The following is a 13,152-nucleotide window of genomic DNA, read 5'->3' as shown; positions in this document are numbered from 1 at the left end:
ACGCCCTCCGGGCGTGTCCTCAAACGCCGGACGGTCTGGATCCTGCCCGCTGTGCCACTTTCGGCCCCTCCGGCGTTCGAGGAGCGGGGTCCGGGGCGGAGCCCCGGGTCGGGGACAGGCGTCAGCCGTTGGCGGGGCCCAGTACGACACAGGACTCCGGCGGCAGGCGCAGCAGCCCGTCGGAGACCGGCGCGTCGACCGGCTGCCAAGCCGCCAGCACGCGGCTCAGACCATTGCGGCCGAGGCCGATCGTGGCGGGCTCCTTCGACAGGTTCACCGCGACGCGGATGTCACCGCGCCGGTACGCCAGCCAACGCGCGCCCTCGTCGTACGCGACCTTGACCGCCGCCAGGTCCGGGTCGGCGAGGTCGGGCCGCTCGCGGCGCAGCGCGATCAGCTCGCGGTACCAGGCCAGTACGCGCGCGTGGGGCTCGTTCTCCTGCTCGGACCAGTCCAGACAGGAGCGTTCCCGGGTACGCGGGTCCTGTGGGTCGGGGATGTCGTCGGCCACCCATCCGTGCGCGGCGAACTCCCGCCTCCTGCCCTCCCTTACGGCCTGCGCGAGCTCCGGATCGGTGTGGTCGGTGAAGAACTGCCAGGGGGTGTGTGCCGCCCATTCCTCACCCATGAAAAGCATGGGGACGTACGGGCCGGTGAGCACCAGGGCGGCGGCGCAGGCGAGCAGCCCGGGGGACAGGCCGGCGGAAAGCCGGTCGCCCAGGGCCCTGTTGCCGACCTGGTCGTGCGTCTGGGCGTAACCGAGGAAGCGGTGCGCGGCCGTTTTCGTGCGGTCCACGGAACGTCCGTGAGTGCGTCCCCGGAACGTCGAATACGTGCCGTCGTGAAAGAACACCTGGGTGAGGGTCTTGGCGAGCGCACCAAGGGGCGCGCGCGCGAAGTCGGCGTAGTAGCTCTGGGACTCGCCCGTGAGGGCGGTGTGCAGGGCGTGGTGGAAGTCGTCGTTCCATTGAGCGTGCAGACCCAGGCCCCACGACTCGCGCGGAGCCGTCGTCCGGGGGTCCCCCAGATCCGACTCGGCGATCAGGAACAGCGTCCTGCCCAGTTCGCCGGAGAGCGTGTCCACAGCCGTGGACAGCTCTTCCAGGAAGGTCAGCGCGCGCGTGTCGGCAAGGGCGTGCACGGCGTCCAGCCGCAGTCCGTCGATGCGGTAGTCGCGCAGCCAGGAGAGCGCGCTGCCGAGCAGGTACGCGCGCACCTCGTCGGACCCGGGAGCGTCGAGGTTGACGGCCGAACCCCAGGGCGTGTGGTGCGTGTCCGTGAAGTACGGGCCGAAGAGGGGAAGGTAGTTGCCCGAAGGACCGAGGTGGTTGTGGACCACGTCGAGCACGACGCCGAGACCGAGACCGTGCGCCGTGTCGACGAAACGCTTGAGCCCTTCGGGGCCGCCGTACGGTTCGTGCACCGCCCAGAGGGACACACCCTCGTACCCCCAGCCGTGCGTTCCCGGGAACGGGCAGACGGGCATCAGCTCGACATGGGTGACCCCCAGCTCCGCCAGATGGCCGAGCCGCCGGGCGGCCGCGTCGAAGGTCCCCTCGGGGGTGTACGTACCGATGTGCAGCTCGTACAGGACCGCGTTCGCCAGTGGAGCGCCGCCCGGCCAATCCGTCCGCCACTCATGGGCGTTGTGGTCCACGACCGCGCTGAGACCGTCGGGCCCGTCCGGCTGGCGGCGCGAGCGCGGGTCGGGCAGGACACGGCCGCCGTCCAGGGAGAAGCCGTAACGCGCGCCTTCACCCGCTTCGGCGTCGGCCGTCCACCACCCGTCCCGCGCCGGGTCACGCTCCATGGCGTACGTTTCGCCCGCCAGCTGAAGCTCTGCCTGCTCGGCCTTCGGTGCCCACACCTCGAACAGCACTGGCGGCCCCTCTCGTCGACGATGCCGCCACCCATGGTGCGTCAGCGGGGCATGATCCGCCGGTAAATCGTCAGCTCCAGGTCATATTGATCGCGCGCTCGAAATTGACGTACCCGGCGCGCTCGAAGGCCTTGGCCATCGGAACATTGGCGAGGTCCGTCGCCGCGCGGATGCGGGGCACGTCCTGGGCGGCCAGGACACGCGTGCCCTCGGCGAGGATGTCGTCGATGTAGCCGTGGCCGCGGTGGGCGGGCACGACACCGATGTAGGCGATGGTGTGGTGGTAGTTGTTGCGCGCCGGTACGACGAAACCGACCGGACCGCCGCCGCCCGGGAGTTCGGCGATCCGCCACCACTCGCGCGGTGACTTGTAGCCGGCGAACTCCTCCTCGTACTGCAGCTCGGCGGCCTCGCGCGCGCTCAGCCCCGACGCCAGCTCGCTCTGGCTGTGCGCGTCGAGCGTGCCCTCCAGGACCAGCGTCATCAGCGCGACGAGCTCCTCCCGGTCGTTCGCGGGACGGAACGTCAGCCGGCCGGCGGGCTCGGGGAGCGGGGTGCCGGGGCGCCATTCGAGCCGCAGGCGCTCGACGAGCAGCCGCGCGCCGGTCTTCTCCAGGACCTTCATCCGGGCCTCGACCACGTCACGGGCCACCGCGTCGTCGTGCCAGTCGGGCGGAATGAAACGGCCGTACTCGGGACGCGGCGCGCCGGCCGGGAGAACGGCGGCCGACGCCGTCTCCAGAAGGCGCAGGCCGATCTCGCCGCGCTCGGGCTCCGCCAGGGTGTCGTCCAGATCGAAGAAGTCGAGAGCGCACGGCGGTTCGCCGGCCTTGGAGGTCCACCAGGAGAGGCGGGCCAGTACCCGGTCGCCGCGCAGCGCCACCCACATCCACTCGGGACGGCGGCGGCCGGTGGCGAGGTCGTCCTCGAGCTCGTGGTCGAGGACGTACGCGAGCCGGCAGAAGAGGCTGAGCTCCTCCGGTCCCGCGAGCGGTCGTACGGTCAGTTCCTGGTCCTGCGGTATGGCGGTCAAGCCGTCCCCCTGTGACGTGTGAGTCCGCAGACAGTAACAATCATGATCCGGATCCGGGTGCGGAATTCGTCTGCGCAGGTCAAGTCGCAGGTCAGGTCGTACGGGATGGCCTCTTCTTCTGGACACTTGAGCCCGCCCGGCCCGACAATCAGCTCTGTGACGTCCTCCTTCGAGTTCCCCACGTATCCCGCGCGGCTGTCCGACGCCGAGCGCGACCGTGTCCTCGGGGTGCTCAGAGAAGGCGCGGCCCAGGGGAAGTTGTCGCACGACACCTTCATGCGCCGCATGGAACTCGCCCTGGTCGCCCGCCGGTCCGACGAACTGGCCGTACTGACCTCCGATCTGGAGACCGAGAGCCGCTGGGCGCGCGGGCTGTTCAGCGCGGTGGAACGGGCGTCGGCGTTCACGGTGCGGCTGCGCAGGGCGTGGCAGTCGGAGCGGCTGCCGAAGCTGCTGTTCCCCGAGCCGGGTCCGTACCCGCTGAGGATCGGGCGCGATCCCGCGAACGGACTGCGGCTCAGCCACGACACGGTCTCGCGCGTGCACGCCGAACTGTCCGTCCAGGGCGGCGTGTGGATTCTGCGCGACCTTGGTTCGACCAACGGCACGTCCGTCAACGGGCGCCGCGTCACGGGAGCCGTCCTGGTGCGGGACGGGGACCAGGTGAGCTTCGGACGGATGAGCTTCCGGCTCTCGGCGCGCTGAGCCCGCGCGCGCTGAACTGAAGCTCCCCTCAGGGCTGGGGTGGGGTTAACCGCAGGAATGGTCCGGCCGCTGGTACCAGTGACCGGAAGGGACCCTGACCGGGACGCTGATCAAGAAGCAGAAGCGTCCTGGGGAGGGAACCACAATGGCCGGCAGCAGTCAGCCGATCACGGTCCGAATCGCGCGATGGTGTGCCACGCATCCATGGCGAGCCATTGTCGGGTGGCTGATGTTCGTCGTCCTGTGTGTCGGGGCGGGCAGTGCGGTCGGCACGAACAAGGGCCAGTTCTCCGACTTCTGGATCGGTGAGGCGGGCCGTGCCGAGTCCATCGCCGCTGACGGCGGGCTCACACCCGCACCCCTGGGCCGAGAACTCCGCGGCGGCGGACCGCTCCCCGGCGCTGCTGCGCGGTGAGCTCATACCGGCGACCGTCGGCAAGGTGGCGGGCACCGAGGCCGCCGTCAGCGGCGAGATCGCCTACGGCGCGGACTACGCCGCGCACCAGGAGAAGCGGCTGCCCTGGGTAATCCTCTTCGTGTCGCTGGCGACACTCGCCATTATGTACGCGGCGTGCCGCTCCGTCGTGATGGCCGTGCTCAGCGTGCTGCTCAACCTGGCGGCGGTGATGGTCTCCTGGGGTGTACTGACGCTGGTCTTCCAGGGCACCTGGGCGGAGGGGCTGCTCGGCTTCGAATCCACCGGGTTCGTCGGTTCGCGTACGCCGCTGCTGGTCTTCGCCATCCTCGTGGACCTGTCCACCGACTACCAGATCTTCGTGGTCAGCCGGATCAAGGAGGCGGTGCGGCGCGGCGTACCGACGCGCGAGGCCGTGGTGGACGGGATCACAGGCTCGGCGAGTGTCGTCACAAGCGCCGCGGTCATCATGGTGTCGGTGTTCGTCGCCTTCCTCTTCATCGACCGCATCGAGATGAAGCAGATCGCCGTGGGACTCACCGTGGCGGTGCTCTTCGACGCGATCGTGCTGCGAGCGCTGATCCTGCCGTCGGCGATGGCCCTCCTCGGCGACCGCTGCTGGGGCCGCCCACGAAACGCCGTTACTGGCTCCGGCGACCTGCCACGCCCCGCTACGGGGGTCGCAGCGAGCCCGCCTTCGGCCCGGCGGTGAGGCGAGTGTGTGTGGCGAATTGCCGGAGCGGACGTCACTGCTGGTGCAGGCCCCGTCCGGCGAGGGTGAGGAAGGCTTCGCCGACGGCCTCGGAAAGCGTGGGGTGGGCGTGGATGTGGCGGGCGACGTCGGAGGGCTCGGCGTCCCAGCCGACGATCAGCTGGCTCTCGGCGATCATTTCGGAGACGTTCGGGCCCACGAGATGCACGCCGAGCACCTGCCCGCCACGCGCGGCGACGACCTTCACCACGCCGCCCTGACCGTGCACCATGCCCTTGGCCACAGCGCTCAGGGGCATGGTGTTGACCACGACGTCGTGATCGCGGTCCCGTGCCTCCGCCTCGCCCAGACCGACCGAAGCGGTCTGCGGCGAGGAGTACGTGACCCGGGGAACCGCCGCGTAGTCCACGGGCGGTGAGGCGAGCCCCGCCAGCGTCTCCGCCACCAGCAGGCCCTCCGCGAACGAGGCGTGGGCCAGACCGAGCGAGGGCGGCGGCAGGAGGTCACCGACCACATGAATGCCCGGTACAGCCGTCTCCAGCCGGGACCAGTCGGTGGGCGCGACGAAACCGCGCTCGTCGGTGGTCAGTCCGGCCGCCGCCAGGCCGAGCCCATCGGTCACCGGGGCGCGGCCCACGGCGACCAGCAGCCGCGCGGCCTCGACCGTGCGCGTCTCGCCGCGCGGTGTGCGGACATTCGCCCGCACACCGCTCTCGAGCACGGTCGCGTCCAGCAGCCGCGCGCCCACCTGCACGTCGATGCCGCGCTTCTTCAGGCCGCGCGTCAAGTGCCTGGACACGTCCGTGTCTTCGAGCGGTACGAGCCGTTCCGCGGCCTCGACCAGGGTGACCTCGGCGCCCATGGAACGGTGGAAAGAGGCGTACTCCACGCCGATCGCGCCACCGCCGAGCACCAGGACCGACTGCGGCAGTCCGGGAGCGAACAGTGCGTCGTCACTGGTGACGACGCGGCTGCCGTCCGGGTCGAGGCCCGGCAGCGTACGCGGACGGGATCCGGTCGCCAGGACGATGCCACGGCGCGCGGTGAAGTTGCCGCCACCGCCGCCACCTTCTGTCCGTACGCTCCGGGGGCCGGTCAATTCGGCGTTCCCGTGAACGACTTGGACGGCCGCGCGCGACAGGTGTGCCTCGACGCCCTTGTGGTTGCGGGACACGATGTCGTCCCTGGTGGCCACGAGCGCCAGCCAGTCCACCGACTCCAGTGTCGCCTTCACACCCCACCGCTCCCGCGCTTCCGTGATGCCGTCGACGAGTTCGGCGGCGTGCAGCATCGCCTTGCTTGGGATGCAGCCGCGGTGCAGGCACGTGCCGCCCACCTTGTCGCGCTCCACCAGGACGACCTTCAGGCCGAGGGACGCGGCGCGCAGGGCGGTGCTGTAACCGCCGGTGCCGCCGCCGATCACGATCACATCGGTTTCATGAGTCTCAGTCATGGCCTCACCCTCCGCCCGCTCCTTGCCATGAGTCCAAGGCAATGTTTCTCTGACTTTGATGCACAGCCTTTATGGGAGGGGTGATTGGATGAGCCTGCGGCAGATGGAGTATTTCCTCACGGTCGTCGAGGAGGAGTCCTTCACCCGGGCGGCGGAGTTCCTGCACGTCACGCAGCCTGCCCTCTCGCACCAGATCAAGGCCCTGGAGAAGTCCGTCGGCGGCGCGCTGCTGGAACGCATGCCGCGCGGCGTACGGCTGACGGTGATGGGCCGCGCCTTCCTGCCGCACGCCGAACTCGCCGTGCGCAGCGCCGTCCAGGCCCAGCGCGCCGCCAGGGCCGCTGCCGGGGCGGAGGGCGGCGAGCTGCACATCGCCACCGTCCACTCCGTGGCCGTCGGCATCCTGCCCGACGTCTTCGCCCGCTGGCGTCGCGAACACCCTGGCGTGGCCCTGGTCCTGCACGAGTACGCGACGACCGAGGCACTGGAGGAGCAACTGGAACGGGGGGTGGCCGACCTGGCGGTCGGGCCGGCCCCGCCGCGCTCGTGGCAGGGCCCGGTGGTGCCGGTCGGGGAGGAGGAAATTGTCCTGGTCGTGGCCTTCGACGACCCTCTGGCCGGTCGTACGTCGGTACGCCTGTCGGAGCTGGCCGACCGTACGTGGGTGCGGTGCGCGATGGAGGCGGTGATCGACGGACAGCAGTTCCTCGACTGGGCCTGCGCCAAGGAGGGTTTCGTGCCGCGCACGGCGGTCCGTACCGAGCACACCTCGACGGCGGTGCGGATGGCGGCGGCGGGGGTGGGGGTGGCCACCGCGCCGTCGCACGTCGTGCGGGGGGCGGTGGGGGAGGACTGTGTGGTGCTGCCGGTGGACCCGCCCTGGCGGCGCGTCCTGACCGTCTTCTCCCGCGTCGAGCTGACGGGCGCGGCGGCGGCGTTCGCCGGTCTGCTGGGCGATGCGTGGCCGTACGGGAAGCCCTCGGATTCCCGCGTACGGGCGTACGAGGACTGCACCCCGACGCGGTGACGGTGAGGGCTCTTTCTTTCCCGTCCCTGCCCCTTCCCGCTGTGACACAGCGGGAAGGGGCAGGGACGGGAAATGCTCCGCAGGAGACGCCGTTACGCCCCTTCCCGCGCCAGGAGCGACACCGGGCGTTCCGCGAACAGCTCTGCCAGCCGCACCGAACCCGAGAACGCCCGTCCCGGCGCCAGCACATCCCCCCACACCCCCTCCGGCAGCAGCAGCTCCGTGTCCCGCCAGCCGCCCGTCTCCGCCAGTCGCAGCGACAAGCGCGTGACGGCCGTCACCGCCTCCCCGGAGCGGCAGAACGCCACGCAGTGGTCGGCCGCCGGGCCGAGCACCGTGAGCGGCGTGTACGTGCCCGACTCGTCGAAGGCATCGGGGCGCTCCTGACGCAGCCCCAGCGCCGCCACCGTGACGGCGTACTTCTGCGCCGACAGGCCCTCGTCGCCCGCGGTGGGCGGCGTGAAGTCGACGGGACGCCGGTTGTCCGGGTCCACCAGCGCGCGGAACTCCCGTTCCGTGCCCTGGTAGAGATCCGGCACCCCCGGCATCATCAGGTGCAGCAGTGCGGCCCCGAGCACATTGGCCCGTACGTACGGACCCAGATCCCGCGCGAACTTCGCCACCGTCTCGAACGGCGGCCCCGCGGGACCCGCCGCCACGAAGTCGGCCACCGCCTGCTCGTACACCGTGTCCTGCTCGGTCCAGCTGGTGTGCAGCCCCGCCTCCCGTACGGACTTCAGCAGCGCGGCCGTCAGCCGCTCCCCGTCGGGCTCCCCGAAGCCGAGCGCGGTCTGCCAGGCCGTCCACGCGAGGTGAGCGTCGGGGGCGGGGACCGGGGCCAGCCCCGCGAGCAGTCGGGCCCAGCGCTGCGGGCACTCGGACAGCACCGCGATCCGCGCGCGCACGTCCGCGCTGCGCTTCGTGTCGTGCGTGGACAGCACGGTGCCGGTGGCCGGCCAGTCGCGTGCCAGCCGCGCGCAGAACGCGTGGAAGTCCGCCGGGGCCGAACTCGGCGCTCCGGGGTCGCCGCCCACCTCGTTCGCCGAGATCAGCGGCGTGTACCGGTAGAAGGCCGTGTCCTCCACCGACTTGGCGCGCAGCGCCGAAGCTGTCTGCGCGAACCGCGCACAGAAAGCCGCACGGTCCGGCCCCCCGCCCAGCCTCCCCAGCGCCAGATCGCGCACCAGGTCGACGACCGCCGCCTCCGCCGGCACCGCGAACGCCGCCTTCGCCTGCCGCACCGCTTCCACCGGCACGGCGGCCTCGGCGCTCTCGGGACAGGGCCCGCCCGCCGTCACGTACGGGCGGTACACGGGAACGCGCACCAGCAGTTCCCGTACGGCTGTCCGCAGCGCCCACGGCGCGAAGTCGCGCAACGCGGGATCAGCCGCACAGATCCGTTCGGCCGTACGGACGAGGTAACGGGTCTCGGCGGCCAGCTCGTGCGTGAGCACCTTGTACGCCGATCGTCGTACTGTCGCTTCCCAGTAACCGCCGCGATCCCCTGAAGGGCCCGCGAAGTCGCGGTAATGAGCGGTCAGTTCCCCGACACCGTCCGGATCGGTGAACAGACCGTCGATGCGGTACAGCGCGTCGTACCCCGTCGTACCCGCGACCGGCCATTCGGCGGGCAGCCGCTCCCCGCCGGTCAGGATCTTCTCCACGACCGTCCAGCGGCCCCCGACCGCCGCACCGAGGCGCCGCAGGTACGCCTCCGGATCGGCGAGCCCGTCCGGATGGTCGATCCGCAGTCCCTCCACCACCCCGTCCTCCATCAGCTCCAGAATCTTCGCGTGCGAGGCGGCGAAGACTTCAGGATCCTCCACCCGGACTCCGATCAGCTCCGAAATCGTGAAGAAGCGCCGGTAGTTCAGCTCGGTCCGCGCCAGCCGCCACCACGTGAGCCGGTACCACTGGGCGTCCAGCAGCTCGGGCAGTGGCAGCCGCGCCGTGCCCGCACGCAGCGGGAACACGTGGTCGTAGTAGCGCAGGGTCTCGCCGTCGACCGTGAGTCCCTCCAGCTCGTCACCGATCCGGTGCGCCAGTACGGGCAGGAGGATCTTGCCGCCGGCCGCCTCCCAGTCGATGTCGAACCACCGGGCGTACGGCGAACCGGGACCCTCTCTCAGCACCTCCCACAGCGGTCGGTTCAGGCTCTCGGGCGCCGGTACGGCCATATGGTTCGGCACGATGTCCAGGATCAGGCCGAGGCCGTGCGCGTGGGCCGTACGGGAGAGCGCGCGCAGTCCCTCCTCGCCGCCGAGTTCGGCTCGCACGCGCGCGTGGTCGACGACGTCGTATCCGTGCTGGGAGCCGGGCACGGCTTCGAGCACGGGTGACAGATGCAGATGAGAGACCCCGAGCGCGGCCAGATAGGGCACCGCTTCCTCGGCGGCCGAGAAGGGGAAGTCGGAGCGGAGCTGCAGCCGATAGGTGGCGGTGGGCGTCATGCGAACGTACGTACCCGGATTGGGCGCTTCTGTGTCATCAGCCCATGCGTACGTGTGATGACCCGGTATTACGTTCACCTGATGCCGGGAACCTTTCGCACCTATGGCAAGGTCATCGCCCTCACCGGGCCCGTGCTCCCGGTCGTGTCGTTCCTCGGCAGGCTGCCGACCGCGATGTGCCAGCTCGGCAGCCTGCTGCTGGTCGCCGAGACCAGCGGCAGCCTCGCCACGGCAGGACAGACGGCCGGCGGGCCGCTCCTCGGCCGGGTGGCGGACCGTCACGGACAGCGCACCGTCGTCCTGGTCGCCGCCCTCGTCAACGCGGTCGCCGTCGCGGCGCTCGTGTTCGCCGCCCTCGACCACGCCGGAACGCTCCCGCTCGCGCTCATCGGCGCGCTCGCGGGAGCGAGCGTTCCCCAGGTCGGTCCGATGGCGCGTACGAGATCGGTCGCGATCGCCCGCAGGAACGGCGCCGACGAACGGATCGTCGGAGCCGTCCTGTCGTTCGAGGGAACGCTCGACGAGGTGTCCTTCGTCCTCGGCCCCGCCCTCGTCGGCCTAGCGGCGGCCCTCGCGCACCCGGCGGCCGCCCTCCTCGTGGCAGCGGGTCTACTCGCCGTCTGCGGCACCTGGTTCGCACTGCATCCGACGGCGTCCCGCGTACGCCCCGCGTCCCGGCAGGCATCTTCCGTACGTACGAGCCTGCCCGGCGCGGTGTACGCGCTGCGCACCGCGATGGTCCTCCAGGGAGCCATGTTCGGCGCGTCCCAGGCGGGCATCACGGCGCTCACGGGACGGCTCGGGCAGCCGGAGCAGGCCGGGCTCGTCTACGCGGCCATGGGCGTCATGAGCGCGGCCGCCGGACTCGCCATGGCGGCGGTGCCCGCCAGGATCACCCTGACGGCCCGCTGGCGCGCCGCGACGGCAGCCCTGGTCGTGCTGTCCGTCCCGCTGCTGTTCGTACGGTCCCTGTGGGCGCTGTACGCCGTCGTCGTGGTCCTGGGAGTCGCGTACGCCCCCACCTGATCACCATCTTCGGCCTCACCGAACGGATCGTTCCCGAGAACAGACTGGCCGAGTCGATGGCCTTCCTGACAAGCGGCATCGTCGGCGGCCAGGCCCTGGCCCTGGCCCTGTCGGGCCGCCTGGCGGAGGGCAGCGGGGCGCCCGCGGCGTTCGCCGTCGCGATAGTGGCGGCCACGCTCTGCACCGTACTGGCGTGGACCACCCGCCCCGCCCCCCGAACGCCGGACCCTAGGCCGGCCGCTGCAACACCACCAGGCTCCGTCCGATCAGCGTGACCAACTCGCCCGCTCCCACCTTCGGACCGCTCCCCGGTGGCACCCCTTCGGCCCGCGCCGTGTCGACCACGACCTGCCACTGCTTCCCGTGGTTGATCGGCACCGTGAAATCGAGATCCTTCGCACTCGCGTTGAACATCAGCAGGAAGGAGTCGTCCGAGATCCGCTCACCGCGCGGCCCCGGCTCCGAAATCGCGTGACCGTTCAGGAAGACCGTCAGCGCCTTCGCGTGCGCCGCCTGCCAGTCCCGCTGGGCCATCTCCTTGCCGTCCGGTGTGAACCACGCGATGTCCGACAGGTCGTCGTGCGTGCCCTCCACCGGACGCCCGTGGAAGAAGCGCCTGCGCCGGAAGACCGGATGGTCCCGCCGCAGCCACACCATCGAGCGCGTGAAGGTATGGAGCGAGCCCTCCTCGTCGTCCTTGTCCGGCCAGTGCACCCAGGACAGCTCGTTGTCCTGGCAGTACGCGTTGTTGTTGCCGGCCTGCGTCCGCGCGAACTCGTCCCCGTGCGACAGCATCGGCACGCCCTGCGACAGCATCAGGGTCGCGATGAAGTTGCGCATCTGACGGGCGCGCAGCTCCAGGATCGCCGGATCGTCCGTTTCCCCCTCCGCCCCGCAGTTCCACGACCGGTTGTGGCTCTCGCCGTCCCGGTTGCCCTCACCGTTGGCCTCATTGTGCTTGTCGTTGTACGAGACCAGGTCGGCCAGAGTGAAACCGTCGTGGCAGGTGGTGAAGTTGATGGACGCCAGCGGCCTGCGCCCGTCGTCCTGGTATAGGTCGGACGAGCCCGTGAGCCGCCCCGCGAACTCCGCGATCGTCCTCGGCTCACCCCGCCACAGGTCTCGCACGGTGTCCCGGTACTTGCCGTTCCACTCGGTCCACAGCGGCGGGAAGTTCCCCACCTGATAACCGCCCTCGCCCACGTCCCACGGCTCGGCGATCAGCTTCACCTGGCTGACCACCGGGTCCTGCTGCACCAGGTCGAAGAAGGACGAAAGCCGGTCCACCTCGTGGAACTGCCTGGCCAGCGTCGCCGCCAGATCGAAGCGGAAGCCGTCGACGTGCATCTCCGTCACCCAGTACCGCAGCGAATCCATGATCAGCTGAAGTACGTGCGGCGAGCGCATGAGGAGGGAGTTCCCGGTCCCCGTCGTATCCATGTAGTACCGGGGATCGTCGGCGAGACGGTAGTACGAGGCGTTGTCCAGGCCGCGGAAGGAGAGCGTGGGGCCCAGATGGTTGCCCTCCGCCGTGTGGTTGTAGACGACGTCGAGGATGACCTCGATGCCCGCCCGGTGCAGCGCCCGTACGGCGGTCTTGAACTCCAGGACCTGCTGGCCGCGGTCGCCCCAGGACGCGTAGGCGTTGTGCGGGGCGAAGAAACCGATGGTGTTGTAACCCCAGTAGTTGCTCAGGTTCGAGTCGGCCAGCCGGTGATCATTGACGAACTGGTGCACCGGCATCAACTCGAGCGCCGTCACGCCCAGTTCCGTCAGGTGGGAAATGATCGACGGATGCGCCAGCGCCGCGTACGTACCCCGCAGCTCGTCGGGGAGGTCCGGGTGCATCATCGTGAGGCCCTTCACATGGGCCTCGTAGAGGATCGTGCGGTGATAGTCCGTGCGCGGCGGGCGGTCGTCACCCCAGTCGAAGTACGGATTGACCACCACGGACGCCATCATGTGCGGCGCCGAGTCCAGGTCGTTGCGGGAGTCCGGCTTCCCGAAGTGGTAGCCGTACACCGCCTCGCCCCAGTCGATCTTCCCGCTGATGGCCCGCGCGTACGGGTCCAGCAGCAGCTTGGCGGAGTTGCACCGCTTGCCCTGCGCGGGGGCGTACGGGCCGTGGACCCGGTAGCCGTAGCGCTGGCCCGGCATGATGCCGGGCAGAAAGGCATGGCGTACGAACGCGTCGGTCTCGCGCAGTTCTACCGCCGTCTCCGAACCGTCGTCGTGCAACAGGCACAACTCGATCCGGTCGGCGGCCTCCGAATAGACAGCGAAATTTGTCCCGGCGCCGTCGTACGTGGCGCCGAGTGGGTAAGCCTCTCCCGGCCAGACCTGCATGCGATCGACTCTTCCACTTCTGATCCGGGTTCTGCGGGGCACTTCGCACAGATCTTCCCCGAAAGTGGGGCAACCTCCTAGGACTTCGAGCCGTCCTACCGGGTGA

8 protein-coding genes and 1 pseudogene are annotated in these 13,152 nt (G+C 70.3%); 4 read left to right on the top strand and 5 right to left on the bottom strand.

Annotated features, from left to right (window positions below; all coding sequences use genetic code 11):
• Positions 1 to 121 precede the first annotated feature (121 nt).
• Both treZ and J7E89_RS23725 read right to left on the bottom strand, forming a co-directional pair.
• The gene (treZ, locus tag J7E89_RS23730; protein ID WP_214976407.1) at positions 122 to 1,879 is read right to left on the bottom strand and encodes a malto-oligosyltrehalose trehalohydrolase; all 1,758 of its coding nucleotides are present in this window, start codon (positions 1,877 to 1,879) and stop codon (positions 122 to 124) included.
• A 70-nt stretch (positions 1,880 to 1,949) separates the two neighbouring features.
• Positions 1,950 to 2,912 carry a GNAT family N-acetyltransferase gene (locus J7E89_RS23725; RefSeq protein WP_251060979.1) on the bottom strand — a complete coding sequence of 321 codons (963 nt, stop codon included), beginning with the start codon at positions 2,910 to 2,912 and terminating at the stop codon, positions 1,950 to 1,952.
• 156 nt (positions 2,913 to 3,068) lie between these two features.
• On the opposite strand from J7E89_RS23725, the gene J7E89_RS23720 reads away from it, so the two are divergent.
• Positions 3,069 to 3,617 (top strand): DUF1707 and FHA domain-containing protein, encoded by a 549-nt coding sequence (locus tag J7E89_RS23720; protein WP_214976406.1) that lies wholly within the window; start codon positions 3,069 to 3,071, stop codon positions 3,615 to 3,617.
• 317 nt (positions 3,618 to 3,934) lie between these two features.
• Positions 3,935 to 4,744 carry an MMPL family transporter gene (locus J7E89_RS23715; protein WP_214976405.1) on the top strand — a complete coding sequence of 270 codons (810 nt, stop codon included), beginning with the start codon at positions 3,935 to 3,937 and terminating at the stop codon, positions 4,742 to 4,744.
• 34 nt (positions 4,745 to 4,778) lie between these two features.
• On the opposite strand, the gene lpdA is transcribed toward J7E89_RS23715, so the two are convergent.
• Positions 4,779 to 6,197 (bottom strand): dihydrolipoyl dehydrogenase, encoded by a 1,419-nt coding sequence (lpdA, locus tag J7E89_RS23710; protein WP_214976404.1) that lies wholly within the window; start codon positions 6,195 to 6,197, stop codon positions 4,779 to 4,781.
• An 88-nt stretch (positions 6,198 to 6,285) separates the two neighbouring features.
• Here lpdA and J7E89_RS23705 point away from each other — a divergent pair, with 88 nt between their 5' ends.
• On the top strand, positions 6,286 to 7,224 hold the full coding sequence (locus J7E89_RS23705; protein ID WP_214976403.1) for a LysR family transcriptional regulator: 939 nt from the start codon (positions 6,286 to 6,288) through the stop codon (positions 7,222 to 7,224).
• Between the two features lie 92 nt (positions 7,225 to 7,316).
• Here the strand turns inward: J7E89_RS23705 and treY are convergent, their stop codons facing one another.
• Positions 7,317 to 9,674, bottom strand: a complete 2,358-nt coding sequence (gene treY, locus J7E89_RS23700) for a malto-oligosyltrehalose synthase (protein ID WP_214976402.1) — start codon at positions 9,672 to 9,674, stop codon at positions 7,317 to 7,319.
• A gap of 81 nt (positions 9,675 to 9,755) precedes the next feature.
• On the opposite strand from treY, the pseudogene J7E89_RS23695 reads away from it, so the two are divergent.
• Positions 9,756 to 10,975: pseudogene (locus J7E89_RS23695) on the top strand (MFS transporter).
• Here J7E89_RS23695 and glgX read toward each other — a convergent pair.
• A complete protein-coding gene (gene glgX, locus J7E89_RS23690; protein ID WP_214976401.1) occupies positions 10,929 to 13,046 on the bottom strand; it encodes a glycogen debranching protein GlgX in 2,118 nt (705 codons plus the stop codon). The pseudogene J7E89_RS23695 and the gene glgX overlap by 47 nt on opposite strands.
• Between the last annotated feature and the right edge of the window lie 106 nt (positions 13,047 to 13,152).

The organism is Streptomyces sp. ISL-100, from assembly GCF_018614615.1.
GTDB lineage: Bacteria > Actinomycetota > Actinomycetes > Streptomycetales > Streptomycetaceae > Streptomyces.
Note: the sequence above shows the minus strand (reverse complement) of the source record. Positions and strands in the feature narration are given on the sequence as shown.